Origin of the sequence: Alteromonas sp. 1_MG-2023 (assembly GCF_030547075.1) — a bacterium.
Classification (GTDB): Bacteria; Pseudomonadota; Gammaproteobacteria; order Enterobacterales; family Alteromonadaceae; genus Alteromonas.
The window spans coordinates 55,429-77,641 of record NZ_JAUOQH010000020.1; the positions used below are offsets into that span (position 1 = coordinate 55,429).

The following is a 22,213-nucleotide window of genomic DNA, read 5'->3' on the forward strand; positions in this document are numbered from 1 at the left end:
AGTGCTGCTTTCACACTAGTACTTTCTACGTTTCAAACCTGTCTCAGCTAAGATTTTCGCAGAGATCTCTTCAATGGAGTATTTGGTACTGTTTAAAAACGGTATCTTTTCCTTACGATACAAATTTTCTACTTCCCGTAATTCCATTCTGCACTGTTGTAATGACGCGTAGCGGCTATTGGCTTTACGCTCAGAGCGAATTTGATGTAATCGTTCTGGCTGAATCGTTAAGCCAAAAAGTTTGTCTTTATAGCGGCGAAGGGCTGTGGGCAATCTTAGCATGTCGCCCATATCATCTTCGGTGAATGGGTAGTTTGCCGCTTTAATACCAAACTGAAGTGCTAGATATAAGCTGGTTGGGGTTTTACCAGAGCGAGATACGCCTACCAAAATAATGTCGGCCTCATCGTAATCTTTCAGGTTAGAACCGTCATCGTTAGCCAAGGCATAGTTAACCGCCTCAATACGAATATCATAGGTGGTTTCATGGATACTATGCGTGCGATGTTTTTCAGGTTTTGAGGGTACCCCAAGCACTTTTTCGAGGGGAGCCACGAATTGATCGAGAAAATTGTAGTTAATACCAACTGATTTTGAAATTATCTTGCGAACATCTACATTCACAATTGTATAAAAAACGAGCGGCCTTTCTCCTGTGTCTTGAAAACTTTCAGATATTTTATCCAAAACCTTGTTAGCTTCTTCCTCAGTTTCAACAAAAGGAATGGTATTGTGATTGAATTCAACAGGGAACAAAGACAGCAGGGCGTGGCCAAACACCTCTGCAGTAATGGCGGTACCGTCTGAAATATAAAAAGCTGTGCGCACAACAATTCCTTAACATTGTGGTAATTTTATTACAAAAGTAATAAAGAGTTTACTTTCCGATTTCCCCCATTCTAAGATGATTTTGTCGAAAAGCTATATGGTTATTAATGATGACTATACGCAAAGCCAAAAGGTTTTGGTTTTTGCTAGTTAATATTAATAACCAGTAAATGCGTTTGGATGTACGCAATCGACACGTATTTTATCAATGTTGGGCATGTGGCCCGCCATTGCTTATACCCTACTCAAAAATAAGCTGGAGGCTTCGGCAGTGAAAGAATTCGTACTTTGGTATCAAGAACTGGGAATGCATGATGTAGATCGCGTAGGCGGCAAAAATGCATCTTTAGGCGAAATGATTTCTAACCTAGCTAACGCCGGTGTACAAGTACCGGGAGGTTTCGCCACTACTGCAGAGGCTTTTAATGAATTTCTAGAGCAAAGCGGCCTAGAAGCAAAAATTCATAACGTATTAGATTCACTTGATGTTGACGATATTGCTGCGCTTAACGAAGCAGGTAAAGATATTCGTCAATGGATCATCGACACGCCGTTTCAGCCTGAACTAGAAGAAGCGATTAAAGAAGCGTTTGTTAAGTTACAGGGTGATGCAGGCGATGAAGCATCTTTTGCGGTTCGTTCATCAGCCACCGCGGAAGATATGCCCGATGCATCGTTTGCCGGTCAGCAAGAAACTTTCCTAAACGTGAAAGGCTATGAGTCTGTACTCGTGGCTATTAAACACGTATTCGCCTCGTTGTTTAACGACCGTGCTATTTCTTATCGTGTACACCAAGGCTACGACCATAAAGGCGTAGCATTGTCGGCGGGTATTCAGCGTATGGTACGAAGTGATATTTCTTCGTCGGGCGTTATGTTCACTATCGACACTGAGTCGGGCTTTGAAGACGTGGTATTCATCACCAGTTCATACGGCTTAGGTGAAATGGTTGTGCAGGGTGCGGTAAACCCAGATGAATTTTACGTACACAAACCAACGCTTGATAAAGGGCTTCCAGCCATTGTTCGCCGTAACCTAGGCAGCAAGCTAGTTAAAATGATTTACTCTGACGATGAAGCACACGGCAAGCAAGTGTCTATCGTTGATATCGACAGCACAGAAAGCAAAGCGTTCTCGTTGAACGACGAAGAAGTGATGGAGCTGGCGAAGCAAGCGCAAATTATCGAAAAGCACTACGATCGCCCTATGGATATCGAATGGGCTAAAGATGGCGTTGATGGCAAGCTTTACATTGTTCAAGCCCGCCCTGAGACTGTACGAAGCCGTGAAGACTCGCAAAGCATTGAGCGCTTTCAGCTGAAAGGGCAAAGCAACACCGTATGTGAAGGCCGTGCCATTGGTCATAAAATTGGTGCAGGCGTAGCGAAAGTACTTAGCTCTATTGAAGAGATGGACAAAATTCAAGCCGGTGATGTGCTAGTGACTGACATGACAGACCCAGATTGGGAACCTATCATGAAAAAGGCGTCTGCCATTGTTACCAACCGAGGCGGCCGTACATGTCACGCAGCCATCATTGCTCGTGAGCTAGGTATTCCAGCGGTAGTAGGGTGTGGAAACGCCACTGACAGCATCGAGAACGGCGATAAAATTACCGTGTCTTGCGCGGAAGGTGATACAGGTTACATCTACGGTGCAGAATTAGAGTTTGACGTTGTTACGTCACGTATCGACTCTATGCCTGATTTACCATTAAAAGTGATGATGAACGTGGGTAACCCAGACCGCGCATTCGATTTCGCCCGTTTGCCGAACGCAGGTGTTGGTCTTGCCCGTTTAGAGTTCATTATTAACCGCATGATTGGTGTGCATCCTAAAGCGCTACTTAACTTCGACAGCCAGCCTGCTGAGCTTAAAGAAGAAATTAGCGATATGATTGCCGGTTACGACTCCCCCACTGAGTTCTACATTGAAAAATTAGTTGAGGGTATTTCTACCATTGGTGCTGCGTTCTCGCCTGAAAAAGTCATTGTTCGTATGTCTGACTTTAAGTCTAACGAATACTACAACTTAGTTGGCGGCTACCAGTACGAGCCGGATGAAGAAAACCCAATGCTTGGTTTCCGTGGTGCGAGCCGTTATATCTCGGAAGATTTCCGCGACTGTTTCGCCTTAGAATGCGAAGCAATTAAGCGGGTTCGTAACAACATGGGTTTAACCAACGTTGAGATCATGATCCCCTTCGTACGTACCCTTGAAGAAGGCCGTAAGGTTATCGAGCTATTAGAAGAGCAGGGGCTTAAGAAAGGCGAAGACGGTTTGCGCGTTATCATGATGTGTGAACTACCATCTAATGCCTTACTTGCCGATCAGTTTTTAGATATTTTCGATGGCTTCTCGATTGGTTCGAACGATTTAACCCAGTTAACCCTTGGGTTAGACCGCGACAGTGGCGTTATTGCTCACTTGTTTGACGAACGAGATCCTGCGGTGAAAGCCTTGTTATCAATGGCTATTCAAGCGGCGAAGAAACGTGGCAAATATGTTGGTATTTGTGGTCAAGGCCCATCAGATCACGAAGACTTTGCAGCTTGGTTGGTAGAAGAAGGTATCGATTCAGTATCGCTTAACCCAGATACGGTAGTTGAAACCTGGTTGTACCTTGCTGAAAAGCACGGCTAATTTGTTATACGTTAATTCTTGCTTAAGAAGATTAACAACAGAGGGTTACTGTAGAAGGCAATTAAATAGGGCATCTAGCGTCGCTAGATAGCTTACAGGCAGTTTATGCATACAGCTTGAATTGCCCAATAAGCAAACTTAGCTAACCTAGCAAAAGCGCTATTTATAAAAACCTAAACATTATAAAGCCGCTTAGATTTTTCAATCTAAGCGGCTTTTTTACTGCGTCTTTTTTGTGCTTTATCGCGCCCGTACCAAACTATTAGCCTTGAACCAGCCTAAGCCCGTTTTAAGCTTTTAACTGGTTACCAATAGGTAATTGTCGTATGCGCTTACCGCAAGCAGCAAAAATGGCGTTACACAAGGCAGGAGCATAAACCGGTGTTGCAGGCTCACCCACACCCGCTGGTGGTGCATCGCTTGGGATAATCTCAACGTCAATTTCTATCGGCGCATCACTCATACGCGGTACGCGATAGTCATGAAAGTTACTTTGCTGAGCACGGCCTTTATCAAAGGTAATACCGTCGCTAATGGCGGCAGTAATACCGAAGATAGAACCCCCTTGTACTTGGTTTTTCACCGTGTCGGTGTTTACCACAGTACCTGCATCAATGCTGGCCCAAGATTTGATAATCTTAAGGTCGCCTGCATCAGACACTTCTACTTCAACCACAGTAGCTACATAAGTTAGGAAGCTTCGGTGCGCCGCAATACCAAGACCTCTGCCTTTTGGTAATTCTCGGCCCCAGCCGCTCATGTCGGCCACTTTCTCAATCGCCTTACGTAGGCGACCAATATCGAGCGGATAAGCGTCTTTATCGGCGCCGTAGTTGTCGTACTCGGCATTTTGCTCAGTGACATCAACAATGCGATCCGGGCCAATAGTTTCAAGCAGGTAATCTTTTTGATCGCGACCGGCTTTGTGCGCGGCTTCAGCAATGAAAGACTGAATAGCGAATGCGTGGAAGATATTAGACACCGAACGCATCCACCCTATACGCGCTTTTGCAGGCGCTTCACCACTTTCAAGTTTCATATTGGGCGTATTGATAGGGTTATCAGTAAAGCCTAAACGAAGTTCGAAGCTGAACGGCGCGGTAGCATCTTGTTGGAACGTAGACGCAATAGGTGAAAACGCTGTACGGTGCAAGTAAGCATCAATACTGCCGTTTTCATCTAAAGAAGCTTCAATATGCTGGGCTGATACAGCATGATAGAAACCGTGCTGAATGTCGTCTTCACGTGTCCATTGCACGCGAATAGGCTTGCCTGTTTTCATTGAAAGGTAGGCTGCTTCAGCAGAAAAGTCGGGTTTCGATTTACGACCGAAACCACCACCTAGCATGGTGACGTGAACGTTAATTTTCTCTTTTGGCATACCAATCATGGCACCCACGGTTTCCATATCGGCCTGCGGGTTCTGCGTAGCAGCCCACACATCCACACGGTCTTTGTAGTACATTGCCGTGGCGCAGGGTGGCTCCATAGGCGCTTGCGCTAAGTGTGGTACGTAATAATCGGCAACTAATTTGTCACTTGCATTGGCGAGCACATTGGCTGCATCACCTTTCGCGCGTACCGACTTTTGTGGCTTCGATACTGTCTCTAGCAAGCTTGTTTTAAAGGCTTCAGAGTTATAATCACCGTTTTTACCATCATCCCAGCTTACGGTAAGGGCGCGGCGGCCTTTTATGGCAGCCCAAGTATTATTGGCAATAATGGCAATACCGCCTTTAGGTTGAAACTGTGGTGCGCCTTTCGCCGCAGGAATTTCAACAACATCTACTACACCATCAATAGCTTTAACGGCTTTTGCATCGAAGCTTTTCACCTTTCCGCCAACAACAGGCGGGCGAACTACCACGGCTATTAATGCTTTAGGCTCAAGTACATCAGCAGCAAAAGTCGCTTTGCCGGTAACAATGTCTTTTAAATCGATGTGCGCCATAGCGGTATTGATATAACGCCATTCGCTGCGCTCTTTTAAGGTAATGCGATCGAGCTCAGGTGGGGTAATTTTTAACGCTTCGTCTACCAGTTCGGCATAGGTGAGCGTTTTACCCGAGTTATGGGTGACCACATGCTGTACTGCTGAACAAGAATCGAAGGGCACGTTCCATCGGGTGGCGGCAGCTTGCTGCATAAGGTGGCGAACACTGGCGCCCATTTCGCGAAGACGTTGCATGTTGTAGCGAATACTGCGTGAACCATCGGTATTTTGATCGCCGTATTTCGGGTCGCCTTTACCTTGGATAACCACGACTTTGTCCCACGAGGCTTCCATCTCATCAGCCACAATTTGCGCCAATGCGGTACGAATTTGTTGGCCCATTTCAGAGCGGTGACACGTAATTTCAACAATACCATCGGGTCGAAGTGACACAAATAAGTTAGCCATTTTGGCTGACTCAGACGGTTTAGCCAACACACCAGCCATAGCGCGAGGTGCCGCACCCATAAAATATGTGCCCAAAACAAGAGCGCCAGCGGTAGCCGATGACTTTAAGAAGCTGCGACGAGTTAAGTCAAAATACTTGCTCATGCTTCTTCTCCCGCTGTCTCAGAGGCAAGTGTATCAGGCACATAATATTCCACGCCAGCCATGGTTTTTGCTGCTGACTTTATGGCTTTGTGAATACGAGGGTAAGTACCGCAGCGGCAAATATTGCCCGACATGCCTTGAACAATTTCGTCATCGCTAGGGGTAGGGTTGCTTGCTAATAAGCTGGCGGCTTGCATCATTTGGCCGCATTGACAGTAACCGCATTGAGGAACCTTATGTTCAACCCATGCTTGTTGAACAGGATGTTCACCGTCTTTGCTCAAGCCCTCAATGGTAGTTATTTTGCTGCCTGAAACGGCAGAAACAGGCAATACGCAAGAGCGCTGTGCTACGCCGTTAATATGTACTGTACAGGCGCCACATTGTGCCATGCCACAGCCAAATTTAGGGCCAGTTAGATGTAATTCGTCACGTAAGTACCAAAGTACGGGAGTGGTAGGATCGCCCGCAAATTCACGTGTTTCACCGTTAACGGTAAACGTAATCATGGTCTTGTCTCCATTGTCGTAAATGTTCGATGGTCGGTCGAATACTTACGTTGCCTGTTTGAATAAGTGAATGTTTATATGTTTTTTTGTAGTGTCGTTGTTTTTATCAAACCCGATAACGAGTTTAGCCTACAACGTTACCATGTGTACGGAGGTTATACTTAAACTTCAGATTAATGGTTTACGGAGTGCGATAATAGGGGCGTTAAAGGTGCAAAAATGAAGCGTTAGGTGAAGCTCAGTAATAAAGTGGAATTGGGAAGCGAAGGTTAGAAGCGACAAATAAGCTAAACTGCAGCGGTAATCTTGTGGAGGAAATCATGTAGCTATAAGCACTAACGGAATCAACAGGTTCAGCGAAATTTACGCATTAACAAAATGCGATCTAACTTTCTTGCGCTAGATGTCATCATGTTTTGGCTTATTTTTAGCCACCCACGTGCACGAGGCCAGTCGTAGCTTAGCAACACCAAACCGCCTATAACTAACAGAATTGACCCAGGTAATAGGGTTAAAATGATGCCGCCAATAAATAGGATGCCACCCAGAGTTAATCGAACAATTTTCACGATTACTTTTCCAACTAATTGAAAATAACTACATGCATTGTGGTTTAAATCTTAAAAGTTGCCAACCAGAAAAGTGTAAACAAGTGTATAACGCGATTAAATTTGTATGAGCAAAGGCTCTGCCTAGCACTACAACTAGGCACTATTGATTAGCGTTGCTGCTCAGAACTTGTAACTTGTAAGAGAGCTTCAGTTCACAGCCTTATCACTCTTAAACAAGGCCTAACATAGCTAAACTGCCGAAACCAACGGCAGTAATAGGTAGCGAAACCAATGTGCTTAACGCAATGATGCTAGCCGCCAAACGGTGATCGCCACCTAAGTTTCTTACCATCACATAACTGGCCGCGGCTGTCGGCGCAATAGATAGCAATAGTACTATGCCAAGTTCCATGCCTCTGAAACCGGCAAAATAAGCGATACCCACTAGTAATGCGGGGTAAACAATACATTTGCTTACTGTGGCCAACGTAATGTTGTACCAGTCGCTAGAAAAAGAGCGGAACTGCAGCGATGCGCCGGTACAAATAAGTGCCAAGGGCAGGGTAAGCTGGGCAAAGTATTCGCCGGTTCTTAATGCCACCTCGGGTAACGACCATTGAAAATAGGAAAACGGTAATGCTGCCAAAATTGAAATAATAAGGGGGTTACGTACCATGCCCTTAATTTGGTTGATAGGCGCCGTAAAACCGACCTGATAGAAGTTAAGTACAAACACCGACATAACATTGTACAAGATAGTAATACAGCCCATATAAACCGATGCCGCCGCCAAGCCTTCCTGCCCGTAAGTGTTTGCGCAATAAGCCAAGCCAATAATGCCCATGTTGGCCCTAAAGCCACCTTGTACTACCACACCGCGAGCATTTTGAGGATTTACCGTGAAATGCACTAATAGCATTAATACCGCGCACATTAGTACCGAACCCCCTATGCCAATAGTGATAAGGGTAAAGTTAGCTGCGTTTGAAAAGTCTGACTGGCTAATGGATAGAAACAGTAGTGCGGGTAGGGCAACGTTGAATACTAACTTTGAACCCGATTCGATAAAGGCTTCATTTAACCAGCGGATGCGAAAGAACACCCAGCCCATTAAAAGTAGGATTAAAACAGGCACTAGGGTACTGGTGATAAATGAAAGCATGGGCGTTAATCGATAAAAGCTTTAAGTTCGGCAGATGGGCGATACTGTATCAAATTTAACCGAGATTGCGGCGGCAACGTGAAAATAAAATTTCACTATTTTCAGTGCGATGGGCTAAGCCGCCTTGTTCAAAATGAGAGATTTAAAAGCGTTAACCCTAAGCCTTGGGCGCCGCGCAAGATGAACGCTCTACCAAAGAGCAGGGCACTAACATACGGGTATTCACCGATTTAGGGTTGTTAATTTTGTTCATCAACATGCGCGCGGCTTCGCCACCTAATTCATAAGGCTGCTGCTTAATTACCGTAATTGGCACTTTAAAAAACTCAGCCATGGGGATTTCCTCAAATCCAAGTAAAGAAACATCTTGCGGAATAGGAATGCTAGCGGCTTCTAATTCTTTTAATACATCTATGGTTATTGCAATTTGCTGAGTAAAAAAAGCGGTGGGTGGATTGTCTGACTTTAGCATCTCAATAGGAGAGCGATGTAAGCCGTCTTGCCGACTCCAATGAATTGTCAGGGCTTCATCAACGGGAATATTATGTTTTGTATGTGCATCTACAAACCCTTGGTACTTCTCTTGGCGAGACTTAACCGATTCGAATTTTTGAGTTACAAAACAGATATGTTTGTGACCCAAGTTGATAAGGTATTCAGTGGCGTCGAACGAAGCGCGTTTGTAATCAGCGACCACAATGCCCGTGTCGCAATCGTCATGTTCTAGCTGAAATTGCACTACTGGCATAGTGTTGTTTGAGATGTCTTCTATTAGCTTTGCGTTATTACCGCAAGAGGCAATGATGGCGCCGTCTACGTTTAACTGGCAAAGCGTGGTAAGCGCATTTTTTTCGGTTTTGGGTTCGAAATCTGAATTATAGATAAACAAATCATAGCCATGACTTTTACAATAATCATCCATGCCACGAATGGTTTGGCTGGTGTAATAGCTAGAAATGTCTCTTACGATAACACCAAGGGTTTTGGTCTTATTGGTTTTCAGGCTGCGGGCGATATTATTAGGAACGTAATTCAGCTCCTCTACCGCTTTTTGTAGCCGTAATCGGGTGTCGAACGACATGAAATCGAAGCGGCCGTTTAAAAATTGCGACGCGGTACTTTTAGATACGCCGGCCTTCTCAGCCACATCAATCAGTCTAACTTTACTTTTTTTCATTATTATTCTCTTACTAAAGGCGTTTAATGGAGTATTTGAATCACCAAATGCTCTTAGCTATTTCACTTCAATAGCATCGCCTACCTGCAAATGAGAGAAGGATACACGAGTGTAGTTACCAGCTTTTTTATCGACTTCCCAATCGCCAGTACCTGGGCAAGCAGGGTAACGGAATGTGGGGGCATCCTTCGTACTGCACTGGTTATACGCGCCAGCTTTAAAAAACAGCCAGTCGTTCTTGTAAGCCACAGGGTCATCATAGTTATCTATAAACCCATTGGCATCAACATTATTGGCTAAATTAATCTGATGTTTAACCGTAGGGTGATTATCTGCACTAAAGGTTAAATACATTGTATCGCCGTAAACGTTAATCTCATAACTGAAAGACTCACCTAGCGCGATACCCATGTCACCTGGGTCGCTACTGTCATGCCAGCCATCGCCCCACACTGGATATGCAATATCGGTACGTTTAGGGTTATCTTCTGGCAAATTCAGTTCATAGTTCCAAAATACGGTACCCGTTTCGTGGTTTGGAAACTTTTTATAATAAATTTTAAGGGGCTCGTTACCCCACCCAAAACCCGACTCATTGTTTCGTAGTTCGTCTAACTTGCCCGCATGAATTTGGCCAACTACAACAGAATAGGCGGGTGGTTTGTCATGATATTTAGCATTGTTAGAAACATGATCTACTTTAAGGGTGGCTTCCATTCGCGCGCCAATAGCGGCGAATTTATCTGCATCAGGATTTGATGCCAGCGCAAAGTAATTCGCAGGGCTTTCTAAACTGGGCACATTACCGTTTGCATCGGTATACACTTGGCGAAGTTCGCTACGGGTATTGGTTGAGGTGGGAGAGGTGAACGCTTTGTTGGCCGCGGCAAATACCATGTTGTTTTTGTCGTCTAAGTAAAAAAACTCATCCACGTAGAAACTAGGTAAGTCTTTGTTGTTAATTTTGTCGGCTTTGCCGTCACCATCTCTATCTAACGGTAAGAGAATATTCCAAGGAGAAAGGTCGAACACGTCTCCAGGGGCTTTGGTTGCCAACTTTGTCTTGTCGGCTGCATTCGCGCTCTTGTCCGCTGTCTCCATATTGACGTATGTTGTCGTTTCGCTGGTTGATGATGTTTGCGTGTCGTTTTGTGCATCGATTTGTGTATCGTTCTGCGTATCGCTGCAGGCAGCAATTACAGAAAGCACGGCTAAGCCGGCCAAATAAATAGGTTTAGCGTGAGTCATGAATGCGCTCCTAACGGGCATCGTTAAAAGAAAAATGTAATGAAAAAATGTGCCGCAGCATACACTGCGGCGAAAGTAGGTTGTTGTCGTTGATTCAAATAGCGTTGGTAAAATAGCCTAGCAAGTAGGCTATTTTTTATAACTTTACCAGCGAGCTCTTACGCCGAAGGTAAAGCGTCTATCCGACTCGCTGTACTGCCAAATGCTGTCTAGTTCGGTAACTTGCACAATCGGCTCACCGGTTAAGTTAACCGCGTTAGCTACAACCGTTATATGCTCGTTAACATCGTAGCTGGCTGAAAAGTCGAATTGACCCCGTGCTTCACGATAATTGTTACCTAAAGTAGGGTCGAAGAAAGCTTCTTCAGGGTTAGTGCGGTTATATACGCCAGTTGCGAGCGCACCCACTGGACGGACACGTTTTTCATCTTGTGTGTCTAGGTACTTATCACGCCAGTTGTAAGCAAGACGCACTTGAAAACCTGCATTTTCCCAGTAAACCTGACCATTGAAGGTATGGTTTGAAATGTCTAGCAATGGGTTACCGTCAGGTTGTTCGCTATCAGCGTAGGTGTAGTTGGTGCTGACACCAAGCCCAGACCACATCCCTGGAAGGAAGCTAAACTGTTGTTGATAGGCAAGCTCAATTCCTGCCACTTCACCGCTGCCGCCGTTAACGTCTGTATCGATAACAATACCGGTTAACCCTGCGTCACGCTGCGCTTCAACATATGCGAGGTCTTGGCTACTAGTCGCGTAGTTAACATCAGCTTGGCTTACCCCTGCGGTATCTAGCAAACACACGTTCACGTATTCGGTCACGTTTTGGCCTGTTACCGTGTTGCTATCAGCCATACATGAACTGCTTGCTACCGTAAACGATTCTACATCTTTATAGAAAATTGCAGCAGAGACCATGCCGCCTTCACCAAAGTAATGCTCAGCAGATAAGTCGTATTGGGTAATACGGTAGGGGTCTAGTTGATAAGAGCCTTGGGTACCGGTAACGAGTGAGTTATCGACACTAATAGCAGGGCTAAGCTCACCAAACTCAGGGCGACGCATTACTTTCGCGGCAGCGAAACGTAAAATGGTATCGTCGGTTAGAGAGTAGGTGGCGTTTATACTTGGAAGAAAGTCTGAGTAATCGTAGCTACCGGTTTGATCAAACGTATTCGATGTTAAATCGGTTTGAACATAGCGAGCACCTACCACAGCGGTAAGGTCGCCGAAATCTAAATGAAATTGGGTATATAACGCTTGGGTTTCTTCGCTTATTTGCGCGTATGAGCCCGTATTTCGAACCATGTTGTCATCAAGTGTACCCGTAAGTTCATGGCTACTACCATCCAGCATTTGTTTCACGCGGTCGTAAGTACCATTAATATTGTAAGCAAGCTCAGCACCATCATAAACATAGTAATGGGTTAAAGCGTTATTACCAGAAATGCCTGATTGGTCGAAGGTGTTGCTGTGGTTAATTTCTTTAAACCCGCCAAATGCAGCGTCAAACTCGTCTGCCCAAGTTGGTCTGACAACGCCATCGTACGACACACTGGTTTGTAGGTTTTTAAGCTCACTACCATTATTGCGTAAGTCGTAGCGGTCTAGTTCATAGTCTCTGTCGGTGGTACGTACACCTGCTTTTATTTTCGTGAGAAAGTCTAAACCTGAGAAAGGTTCAAGGTATTCAACATCAAATCGAATAGCGGTTTCTTCATTTTCTTCATAGTAACGCTGGTGGGTAAATTGTCGGATAGCCAGATTACTTGGATCTAATAATGCGTCTTCATCCGAAAAAGCAATGCCAGGCACTTGGTCGCCATCTTGAGTCATGGTGATAGTGAACAAATTTTCTGTAATGGTACCGTCTTCTTCATACTGTGAGCGCGAGATAGGGCGTAAGTTAAACTCAGAGTTGGTGCGAAGGCTTTCAGATTTTGTATAAGCGACTTCGCCTGAAATTTTCAGTTTGTCCGTAATAAACCACTCGCCACCCAAGGCATTCGAGATAGAGTCGTTGGTGGTAAAGTCGGCCCATGTTTTAGGTTGTACAAACGCGCTGCCCGAGCCAAAGCTTTGCAGTTGCCCTTGTGCATCATCGTAAGCATCATCTAACACCAAGTCAGAATAGTCTTTGCTGTCATTTAATACCGAGTAAGCTTCTTGTCCGCCGTCAAGATCGGTGGCATTAACATCTAGGTAAATAAAAGCGTCAGTGTCTTTTGGTGCCCATTGAAGTGATAAACCGTAAGCGGTACGTTCACGCTGTTCAGTTTTTTGCTCTACGGTATTTTGGCTACGTACAAGGTAGTTGCCGCTAGGCGTGTTAGCAGAATCGCTTTTACCATCGCCATCTAAATCGAGTTCTGTTGGGGTGACTAAGTTAAAAAACTCATCTCGTCTTAAGGTGCGATCTTGATAAGACATCACCACAGAAGCCCCGAAGGTTCCAGCGTCGCCCAAGTCCCAGTTTCTTCCAGCGGCGCCGGTAAACATAGGGGCCCAGTTTTCCGCTTTATCGGCGTATTCACCATCTAGCGTAATAGCTACCAAAGGCTCTTCAAGCTCTAATGGGCGCACGGTTGTCATATTGATAGTACCGCCAAGTGCGCCTTCTATCATTTCAGGGGTAGGGGACTTAACTACTTCAACGGTTTTTAAGAAGCTAGAAGGGAAGTCATCAAGACTAATACCACCACGACCACTGCCCGACGTAGAACGACCATTTAATTCAACGCGGTTTTGAGAAATACCGCGAATAGTCACTGATTCACCCACACCAAAGTCACGGCTAATAGAAACGCCCGTAATACGCTGTAGGGCTTCCGCAATGTTGTTGTCGGGGAGCTTACCAATGTCTTCAGCCACAATGGCATCTACTATACGAGAATCGTAACGCTTTAAGCGCGCAGATTCAGCAATACTGCTGGCGATTCCACGTACTTCAATAACTTCTAATGAATCCGGCGTTTGTGTGTCCTGTTCTTCCTGCGCCATGCTTGGCAAAGAAAAACCTACTGTGGTCGCAGACAGTATGGCTACCGTAAGTTTTGATAACTTGTTGTTCATTTTGCTTCTCCCAAAGCTTTTCAGCAAGTACCCCACAAACACCAAATTATTATTGAAATTTTATGTGAAGTGACTGCTTGTCTCATTAATTAGGCAAAGTTAATTTAGTTTAAGTAAACCGGTTTAGTTTTTTAGTTTAAAAATGCTTCTTCAACCGGAATGTTAACAATAAGGTTACATTTGTGTTGCTTTCCGTCAACAATAAATTATCCAAAAGTATGAAATTTATTCGTTGTGAACTGAAAGAGTGGTTTCGTAGGCCCTGAAAACAAGGGTTTTGGGTGAATATGAAAAGGGCGGCCATATATTTTTGATGACTCAAAAGTCAATTTGTTAGGTAAGTATTTCGGAATTTAAAGTATCTTCATTTTTACAATTAAGATTTATGATAGTGCTTTATTCCTATAAGTTAATGAATTTAATGTTTATTTTTTATATTTGAAAGTGGCTGAATGTTAAATTAATGAGTGTTAATTGTATATTTCACTGATATTTTAACGTTGACAACACCTGCTCCTATGTTAGCTTGTTGATGAAACTAAACCGGTTTTGTTTGGTTTGGTAATTAATGAATTGGTCATTAAATCGTTAAAAAATTAACTATTGATTACTTTTTGTTGCACAAATTGTTGTTGGTTGAAGACCTTGCGCACCATTGGTGTAGCAATAGTGCATAAAAAATTGTCATTGAATTTGTTAACAGGTTTTCATTTGTAAAGAGGGTTGTGGTGTGAATACGTTGACTGGAAAACGAGTGTTAGTGACAGGCGGAGCAAGCGGTATTGGCGGCGCTATTTCGGCAGAGTTGGCGGCGCAAGGAGCGACTGTTTTTGTGCATTACTATAGTTCCAAACATGCCGTAGAAGAGCTTCAGCAAGAAGTATTGGCTAATGGCGTGGGTGAAATCATTCCGCTTCAAGCCGATTTAACCAAAGAAGACACTGTTACTGCTTTTGCAAACGAGGTGGCTACTTTAACGTCGACCCTTGATGTTCTAGTAAACAATACTGGCGATTTAGTTGAGCGACACACGTTAGATGATATCGAAAACGACTTCTGGGAAAAGGTTATGGCTGTGAACGTTACCTCTATGATGATGGTTACTCGAGCGCTATTGCCCATGCTTAAAAAAGCAGAAGACGGTGCGTCTATCGTGAATCTATCTTCACTTGCGGGCAGAAAGGGGGGACATGGTGGTTCACTAGCGTATTCAACCTCGAAAGGAGCAGTACTTACGTTTAGTCGATCGCTAGCTGCTGAACTAGCTGGCGAAGGTATACGGGTTAATGCGGTAACACCGGGCTTAATATTAGGCACACGGTTTCATGCTACCCACACCACCGATGAATCTGCGAATAAAACCATTGGCGAAATACCATTGAAACGAGCAGGTAACCCATTGGATGTGGCCCGCGCCGTGGCCTTCTTTGCCTCTGAATATAACGGGTTTATCACTGGTGCGACGTTAGATATTAACGGCGGCGTATACATGGCCTAATGATCAGGTATAGAGCCAGGCTAGGCAAGCCCAAGTACTAGGCTCAAAAATGCTGCTGTAAAGCTTGCGAATAGTCTGGCCTTTTTACATAAGCCAAAACTGCATGTTTGCTATAACTAATATTGTCAGAATGACAGAGGTAACGAGATGTCGTCGTTAATAAAAAAAATAATGGCCTTTGGGCCAGCCTTCTTTGCAATAGGGTACACCATAGGTACCGGTAGCGTTACTTCAATGATAGTCGCGGGCAGTACCTATGGCATGTCTTTGCTATGGGTGTTGTTTCTAAGTTGCTTGTTTTCAGGGGCTCTTATCTATGCATTTGGTAATTACGCCATTGTCACCGGTGAAACCGCGCTTTATAGCTTTAAAAAACACCTTAAATTCGGGCGACCTATCGCCATACTCATTATTGCGGGCGTTACCTTTGGCCAGTGGAACTCCTTAATGGGCATTTTGGGCATTTCATCTAACATTATTTTTGAAATGCTGGCACTTTATTCTCCTTCGTTGAAGGAATATAAATACGAACTAGTGCTAGCCATTGCGGTGAGCGTAATAAGTATTATGTACGCGATTATGCTGATTGGTAAGTATTCGCTGTTTGAAAAAATATTGGTGATGTTTGTATCTTGTATGGGCATTTCATTTGTATTTTCACTATTCGTAGTGCACCCCATGCCAGCAGAAGTCGCAGCGGGTTTTGTACCAACAATTCCTGAAGTTGCGGGTGGTAAAATGATGGTAGCTGCCTTTGTGGGTACGACTATGGCTGCTGCTACGTTTTTATCCCGCCCGTTATTTATTCAAGGTAAAGGGTGGGGCATGGCAAATCAAAAGCAGCAGAAAAAAGATGCTTTTGTTGCTGCCTTTTTAGTGTTTGTGATTAGTGCATCAGTAATGGCCGTTGCTCACGGCGCGTTATTTCACGAAGGTAAAAAGATTACCCATGTACTCGACATGGTGAATGCGCTTGAACCCATTGCAGGCAAAACGGCGTTAACCGTGTTTTTCTTCGGCACGTTAGCGGCAGGGCTGTCGTCGGTATTTCCTTGCTTACTTATTGCGCCCTTATTAATCGCCGATTACCGCTCTGGAAAGCTAGACACGAAATCTACCCAATTTAAAACCATTACCGGTATAGCGTGTTTAGTGGCGCTGATCATTCCTGTGTTTGGGTTTAATCCCATTAAAGGGCAGATTCTTTCTCAAGTGTTTAATGTGTTTGTATTGCCTTTGGTGATTATTGGCATTTTAGTGGTGATAAACAAACGGGAGCTTATGAACGAACACGCGCCAGGTAAATTTTTAAACCTAATGTTAGGGCTAGCATTGTTGTTTGCTATCGTTATTTCTGCCAATGGTGTAATTGCCATTGTTGAACAACTTTAAAGGTAGCGGCAATGATTATTGTAGTAGCGGGTGTATCGGGTACCGGAAAGTCGACAGTAGGGCAAACGCTGGCTGAACAGCTAGGCTTGCCGTTTATCGACGCAGACGATTTTCACCCCGAAGTAAACAAAACAAAAATGCAAAGCGGGAACCCGCTAACCGATGAAGACCGGTGGCCGTGGTTACAGACCTTAGCTAGCGAACTCGCTAGCTACGAACAGCAAGCGGGTGTTGTGCTTGCCTGTTCGGCACTTAAAGAAAGCTATCGAAAGGTGTTAGCTGCACATGGCACTATGACTATTAAATGGGTGGTGCTTACAGGGAGTTTTTCGCTACTTAGCGAAAGACTTACCGCGAGGGAGAATCACTTCTTTGACGGCAGGTTATTAGAAAATCAGCTGCAAACATTTGAATTGCCCGACTATGGGTTGAAAGTAGACGTGTCAGCATCCGTCGAGAACATTATCAATAAGGCCACAGCGTATGTTCAAAATCCTACTGAATAAGCTCAGCGGTATAAGCCCAACAGAATAAGTGTAGCTGTATAAGCCCAAGAATAGCAGGTCGGAGAACGGTTGGCCCCAAGTCTCCCAAACAGATAAACAGATACAACGTTTGAAGCTGTAGCGAAAAGCATAGCAAACAGTATGTTTAACAAAAGAAAACAATTTAATGGCGCCGTATTTTAATGCGCCATCAAGATGGAGTTTTATTATGAAAGGCGTATTAGCATTACCAGTTTTTGCCTTACAAATACGAAAAGCGGCACTTAAATCATTACCGAAAACATTACCAAAAATTTGGGCACGAAGAATCCCGCAATTAGCGCTGCAACTAACACGAAAGACTAGCCTAGTTAAGCTCTTTGGCATGCTGGTTCTATTCTCTATTCATTCTATTGCATCAGCACAAATGGTTAAAAATATTAACGAATTCAATGATGCTGTAGCCAGCGCTAAAGCGGGCGACACCATAGTGATGGCTAATGGAGAATGGCACGATGTAGAACTGGTGTTAAAGGGAAAGGGCACTGAAGACAAACCTATTACGCTAAAAGCCGAAAACCCCGGGAAAGTAAAAATTACTGGTCTGTCGAATTTAAGCGTTTCTGGTGAATACCTTGTAATAGAAGGGCTAGTGTTTACCGATGGTCATACGCCTACGGGCGAGGTAATTGCTTTTCGTACTTCCCCCGATGAATTAGCAAGCTATTCCCGATTAACGAACGTGGTAATTGATAACTTCAGTCACCCAGAGCGCCAACTTTCTGATTTATGGTTAGCCATTTATGGCAAACATAATCGTATCGATCACAACTCTTTCATCAACAAACGCAACCGAGGCGTTACCGTTGCGGTACGTATGAACTCTGATGGCAGCCGCAAAAATTACCATACTATTGAATACAACTACTTTGGTCCACGACAAGTACTTGGTGCCAATGGCGGTGAGACCCTGCGCATTGGTACTAGCCACTTTTCAAGAGAGTACGCTAACACGCTAGTGCAGTATAACTACTTCGATAGAACCAACGGCGAGCACGAAATTATCTCGAATAAGTCGAGCGGTAATACCTTTAAAGGAAACGTATTTTTTGAAGCGCAAGGCACTCTTACTATGCGCCATGGCCACTACACCACGGTAGAAAATAACTACTTTTTAGGTAATAGAAAGCCAAATACGGGTGGTATACGCATTATCAATGAACACCAAACCGTGAGCAATAACTACATGTATGGCTTAACTGGGCGTCGTTTCCGCGGTGCGCTAGTTATTATGAATGGCGTACCTAATTCGCCGCCAAACCGCTACGACCCTGTTATTGAATCTGCAATGAACAATAACGTGGTTATTGATAGTGACTATATTCAGCTTGGCGCAGGGGCGGATGAAGAGCGCTCAGCACCGCCTACCACCACAGAAATGCAAAACAACATTATATTGGGTAAGCAAAACCTTAACCCTATTACTGTATTCAGTGATGTTTCTGGCATTACGTTTAAAGGCAATGTGTTAAATGAAGATGCCAGCAACCCACTTTCTTCAGGGTTTGAAAAAGTACCTTATAAAGTAAGCAAAAACAGTAACGGCTTGTGGGTGCCTGAAAAAGCATTGCTAGACGACATCAATTTTGGCGAAGTAAAACTGCCTGTTACTAAGGAAGACACCGGTGCCCGTTTTTATGCTAAAAACGAAAGCCAAATACCCTTTAAAAGCGGTAATGAAATTGCGGTTGAACCTGGTATGGATACGCTTGCTACCGCACTTGCCGCAAGTAAGCCTGGTGATATGCTAGTGCTTGAAAATGGCGGCGACTATCTGCTAACGCGTTTTGCGATTGTTAATCACCCAGTCACTATTATGGCCGAGCAGGGCGATAGGCCTGTTATCCGCTCAGAAAAACCAAGTTTTATTGTAATAGAAAACGGCGGCGCGCTTGAAGTTGAAAACTTATGGTTTGATGGCGCAGCTTCACCAGATTACAAAGGCAATAGTATTATTAGAACCAGCCGTTCTTCTATGAATATTAACTATGCGTTGTCGGTTGAAAACGTGAAAGTGACCGATTTAGACATTAACGGCTACTTCTACTTCTTTAAAGCGCACCCTGGTACTTTTGCCGACTACATCGACATTAAGAATTCCCACATGGAAAACATCACGGGCGCAGTGCTGTCGCTAAATAAAGAAACCGACGATTTAGGTGTTTATAGTGTTGAAAACTTAACGTTGTCGGGAAATACGTTTAAAGACATTAAAGAAGAAGTAGTAACCATTTACCGTGGCGGATTTGATGAAAGTACCTTCGGCCCAGCGGTTATTATAACTGACAATACTCTAAATAATGTAGGTAAAGGTTCAACCCATAGAACCGGCGCTTCTATGTATTTCCATGGTGTACAGAACCTACATGTTAGCGATTCAAAGTGGGTCGATAGCGCGCCTATGTCGCTTTATTTAACCAATGGCGAACCTATCACGGTAATTGAAAACGTGACGATGAAAAATACGCCTAAGATACAGTCTAACAGCGATAATTTTGAAGTGAAGAATGTGACGTATTAGAAAGATTATTTAAACATTAACCGCTAAACTAGCGGGCAAGTAAACTCGGCATCAGGTGCCGAGTTTTACTTTCATTAGAGTTTCCACGCAATCTCATTTCTTAATTTTTCAACCGACGCTACATTAGCCCCCGCCACGGCGGTATATACGAATGAATGGTTCGCGACTTCTGCACATTTTATGGTTGCTCTATTGCCATTTAGGTTCCCATATACATATCGCTCATTTTTCACCACCGATTGAAAATCGAGTGTTTTCAATATCGATAACGCTTTATTTGCACATTCGTCTGCATTAACTTCTAGCAATTTATGGTGGGACCAAAGCTGAGGCACCGACTTATTCTGGGGATTCGTTTGCGAAACAATAGCGGTTTCGTCTGGGCCCGTTTCCGCATATATAAAGTCTAAAATTAATGTACTAACAATCGCGATAATCACACCCACAAATATGGTGAAGATAATTTCTTTACTGTGCTTGATAACTAAATTCAATGATGCCGACTCCTTTCGCATTAACGCTAAGCTTCTTTAGTGAACGCCGCTCACTATCTAATTTTTTATGCTACCACGTGGAGCGAATAAACAAATAGCCAAAGTATTTGAAAACCATAACTTAAACGCTGATATAGCCCAGGATTAGTTTTAGCTTTTAATGCGCCGGTTAGTTTATAAGAAAAAAAGAAACAGCCCAGAATGCAGTTAAACGAAAATAAGCGCAGTACTATTGGGTAGATACTGGAAAATATCACGATAGCGGGCGCGATAATAAATGACAGCAACATAACTAGCCCTGACCACGTATGAATTTTACAACTTTTTGATGGGCTTGAAGTGTAAGGGTCGGCATCCATTGGAAAGTAACCGCATACCCATGTGCATAGGCCATGAACAATCACCATTGCGCCTATTATTGTAGTTGGGATAATTGAGGCGGGATGTTGCGAAGAGTAAGTGCCTATTAAATAGCAGCCAAATAGAATAAACAAAAGGCCCAATGGGTAGTTATTAATAGCGGGAGATAGTTTTTGCGTTGGGCTGCCAAAAGCACCAAGCTCACTACAGAATTGTTTGGCGTGACTGTAATTTGGGTAATATAACGACGCGATGTAAATGCCCACAACAATCCATATTGATGCAACTATCCCTGTATAACTCATTAAATTGAGCATGCTTAAATCTTCCTTGAAACGTAGAGCCCTGTTATATAACAATTTTGGGTAATGTAAAGTGCATACACTCGTTATATGGCTAAAATTCTATTTCAACAGAGACTTTCATGATAGCGGCTAGGTTAAATGATGCAGGCCATATTTGTTATCATCGCGGTTTTCAACACGACGTCTTTTGACCTAATCATGTCGGCTTTAGTTATTCTTCATTCTGCCATTCACATATACTTTTTTATATTGAAAATCTACCGAATAGTTGGCGTATTCCTGCGCTAACGTGTCGACCAGACATCAAATAGACTAAGTATATTAATGGCACATAACCCTCAAAAAATGATAAATCTATGCCGTTATCCCATAGCTAGTACGGGTAAAGATAGAGATGATTTAATAGCGCAAATAAGCGCTGAATTAAATCAGCATGGCTGCGCGGTGTTAAAAAATTTCCTTACTCCAGAAGGCATTGCGGCATGTATTCACGAAGCGGATAACGTTGCTGCACATGGTCATCATAGCTATTCTCGCACTAACCCGTATTTTACAGCAGAAGACACATCGCTGAATGCTGATGATCCTAGGCGAAAATTTTACGAGCGATCAAATGCTTTTATTAGTGCAGACAATTTTCTTGAGCAAGCACCTTTACGTACCGTTTATGACTGTAAAGGTTTCGATGCCTTTATACGGGATTGTTTGCAAATACCTGAAGACCGTTTTTTTCGCTACGCCGACCCATTAGCAGATGTCATTGTAAATATGGCCACTGAAGGGAATGGTTTTCCATGGCACTTCGATACCAACAACTTCACTGTGACTCTAGCGCTTCAAAATGCCGATGAGGGGGGCGATTTCGAGTATGCGCCAATGATAAGAACCCCAGAATGTGAGAATTTTGAGGAAGTTTCAAAGGTGCTATCAGGTACTTCAAAACGAGTAGTTAGCCTTAAACTTGAACCAGGCGACCTGCAATTATTTAAAGGGCGCTACTCTTTGCACCGAGTAACACCGTTAAGAGGAAATACGCCCAGATACGTGGCCATATTTTCGTATGTAGAAGAGCCGAGCATGGTCGGTAATGTAGAACGCACTATGCAGCTGTATGGCAAAACCTTACCCATCCACCACCAACAAGCCAGCTTGAGGGATGATACCCTCATCGACTAAATAATGGGGTCAGAGTACTTTTTCAACGCCAAACCAAATTAGTCAGTCAAAGTCTCCGGTCCTATTTTCAATCTAAAGTACTCTCTACCTAAAGTACTCTCGATCTAATGTACTCTGACCCCATTATTTGCGTATTTAAACGTATCCTTCCTAGCATTGTCACAATCAGTTACAAACGTAAAGTTC

The 22,213-nt window shown here is 43.8% G+C and carries 16 protein-coding genes; 6 read left to right on the forward strand and 10 right to left on the reverse strand.

Features of this window, described 5'->3' with window-relative positions:
* Positions 1-15: 15 nt before the first annotated feature.
* Positions 16-828 carry a pyruvate, water dikinase regulatory protein gene (locus Q4561_RS17380; RefSeq protein WP_303462418.1) on the reverse strand — a complete coding sequence of 271 codons (813 nt, stop codon included), beginning with the start codon at positions 826-828 and terminating at the stop codon, positions 16-18.
* 271 nt (positions 829-1,099) lie between these two features.
* On the opposite strand from Q4561_RS17380, the gene ppsA reads away from it, so the two are divergent.
* Positions 1,100-3,472 (forward strand): phosphoenolpyruvate synthase, encoded by a 2,373-nt coding sequence (gene ppsA / locus Q4561_RS17385; protein WP_303462420.1) that lies wholly within the window; start codon positions 1,100-1,102, stop codon positions 3,470-3,472.
* A 289-nt stretch (positions 3,473-3,761) separates the two neighbouring features.
* Here ppsA and Q4561_RS17390 read toward each other — a convergent pair whose 3' ends face one another.
* From Q4561_RS17390 to Q4561_RS17420, 7 genes are all read right to left on the reverse strand, one after another.
* A complete protein-coding gene (locus tag Q4561_RS17390) occupies positions 3,762-6,017 on the reverse strand; it encodes a molybdopterin cofactor-binding domain-containing protein (RefSeq protein WP_303462421.1) in 2,256 nt (751 codons plus the stop codon).
* Entirely contained in the window at positions 6,014-6,526 is a 513-nt protein-coding gene (locus tag Q4561_RS17395; RefSeq protein ID WP_303462423.1) for a (2Fe-2S)-binding protein, read from the reverse strand. Before Q4561_RS17395 ends, Q4561_RS17390 begins: the two co-directional genes overlap by 4 nt.
* Positions 6,527-6,879: 353 nt before the next feature.
* On the reverse strand, positions 6,880-7,095 hold the full coding sequence (locus tag Q4561_RS17400) for a tellurium resistance protein TerC (RefSeq protein ID WP_303462425.1): 216 nt from the start codon (positions 7,093-7,095) through the stop codon (positions 6,880-6,882).
* A gap of 211 nt (positions 7,096-7,306) precedes the next feature.
* Positions 7,307-8,239, reverse strand: a complete 933-nt coding sequence (locus Q4561_RS17405; protein WP_303462427.1) for an AEC family transporter — start codon at positions 8,237-8,239, stop codon at positions 7,307-7,309.
* A 157-nt stretch (positions 8,240-8,396) separates the two neighbouring features.
* Positions 8,397-9,416 (reverse strand): LacI family DNA-binding transcriptional regulator, encoded by a 1,020-nt coding sequence (locus Q4561_RS17410; RefSeq protein WP_303462429.1) that lies wholly within the window; start codon positions 9,414-9,416, stop codon positions 8,397-8,399.
* Positions 9,417-9,473: 57 nt separating this feature from the next.
* Entirely contained in the window at positions 9,474-10,664 is a 1,191-nt protein-coding gene (locus Q4561_RS17415; RefSeq protein ID WP_303462431.1) for a polysaccharide lyase family 7 protein, read from the reverse strand.
* A gap of 144 nt (positions 10,665-10,808) precedes the next feature.
* Positions 10,809-13,736, reverse strand: a complete 2,928-nt coding sequence (locus Q4561_RS17420; RefSeq protein WP_303462433.1) for a TonB-dependent receptor — start codon at positions 13,734-13,736, stop codon at positions 10,809-10,811.
* Positions 13,737-14,466: 730 nt separating this feature from the next.
* Here Q4561_RS17420 and Q4561_RS17425 point away from each other — a divergent pair.
* From Q4561_RS17425 to Q4561_RS17440, 4 genes are all read left to right on the forward strand, one after another.
* Complete coding sequence (locus Q4561_RS17425) at positions 14,467-15,234, forward strand: SDR family NAD(P)-dependent oxidoreductase (protein WP_303462435.1); 768 nt, start codon at positions 14,467-14,469, stop codon at positions 15,232-15,234.
* A 147-nt stretch (positions 15,235-15,381) separates the two neighbouring features.
* On the forward strand, positions 15,382-16,626 hold the full coding sequence (locus tag Q4561_RS17430; protein WP_303462438.1) for an Nramp family divalent metal transporter: 1,245 nt from the start codon (positions 15,382-15,384) through the stop codon (positions 16,624-16,626).
* Between the two features lie 11 nt (positions 16,627-16,637).
* Positions 16,638-17,132, forward strand: a complete 495-nt coding sequence (locus Q4561_RS17435) for a gluconokinase (protein WP_303462439.1) — start codon at positions 16,638-16,640, stop codon at positions 17,130-17,132.
* A gap of 364 nt (positions 17,133-17,496) precedes the next feature.
* Entirely contained in the window at positions 17,497-19,692 is a 2,196-nt protein-coding gene (locus tag Q4561_RS17440; protein ID WP_303462448.1) for a polysaccharide lyase 6 family protein, read from the forward strand.
* Positions 19,693-19,766: 74 nt separating this feature from the next.
* Here the strand turns inward: Q4561_RS17440 and Q4561_RS17445 are convergent, their stop codons facing one another.
* Complete coding sequence (locus tag Q4561_RS17445; protein ID WP_303462442.1) at positions 19,767-20,186, reverse strand: hypothetical protein; 420 nt, start codon at positions 20,184-20,186, stop codon at positions 19,767-19,769.
* A 65-nt stretch (positions 20,187-20,251) separates the two neighbouring features.
* Positions 20,252-20,863, reverse strand: coding sequence for a DUF998 domain-containing protein (locus Q4561_RS17450; RefSeq protein ID WP_303462443.1), 612 nt, complete (start codon positions 20,861-20,863; stop codon positions 20,252-20,254).
* Positions 20,864-21,175: 312 nt separating this feature from the next.
* Here Q4561_RS17450 and Q4561_RS17455 point away from each other — a divergent pair, with 312 nt between their 5' ends.
* Entirely contained in the window at positions 21,176-22,027 is an 852-nt protein-coding gene (locus Q4561_RS17455; protein WP_303462444.1) for a hypothetical protein, read from the forward strand.
* Positions 22,028-22,213: the final 186 nt, after the last annotated feature.

Excerpts from the sequence above, each read along its gene's own strand:
- Q4561_RS17450 (WP_303462443.1), bottom strand. The coding sequence starts at position 20,863 with ATGCTCAATTTAATGAGTTATACAGGGATAGTTGCATCAATATGGATT.
- Q4561_RS17405 (WP_303462427.1), bottom strand. The coding sequence starts at position 8,239 with ATGCTTTCATTTATCACCAGTACCCTAGTGCCTGTTTTAATCCTACTT.
- Q4561_RS17455 (WP_303462444.1), top strand. The coding sequence starts at position 21,176 with ATGGCACATAACCCTCAAAAAATGATAAATCTATGCCGTTATCCCATA.
- Q4561_RS17430 (WP_303462438.1), top strand. The coding sequence starts at position 15,382 with ATGTCGTCGTTAATAAAAAAAATAATGGCCTTTGGGCCAGCCTTCTTT.
- Q4561_RS17410 (WP_303462429.1), bottom strand. The coding sequence starts at position 9,416 with ATGAAAAAAAGTAAAGTTAGACTGATTGATGTGGCTGAGAAGGCCGGC.
- Q4561_RS17420 (WP_303462433.1), bottom strand. The coding sequence starts at position 13,736 with ATGAACAACAAGTTATCAAAACTTACGGTAGCCATACTGTCTGCGACC.
- Q4561_RS17440 (WP_303462448.1), top strand. The coding sequence starts at position 17,497 with ATGCTGGTTCTATTCTCTATTCATTCTATTGCATCAGCACAAATGGTT.
- Q4561_RS17390 (WP_303462421.1), bottom strand. The coding sequence starts at position 6,017 with ATGAGCAAGTATTTTGACTTAACTCGTCGCAGCTTCTTAAAGTCATCG.
- Q4561_RS17435 (WP_303462439.1), top strand. The coding sequence starts at position 16,638 with ATGATTATTGTAGTAGCGGGTGTATCGGGTACCGGAAAGTCGACAGTA.
- Q4561_RS17395 (WP_303462423.1), bottom strand. The coding sequence starts at position 6,526 with ATGATTACGTTTACCGTTAACGGTGAAACACGTGAATTTGCGGGCGAT.
- Q4561_RS17415 (WP_303462431.1), bottom strand. The coding sequence starts at position 10,664 with ATGACTCACGCTAAACCTATTTATTTGGCCGGCTTAGCCGTGCTTTCT.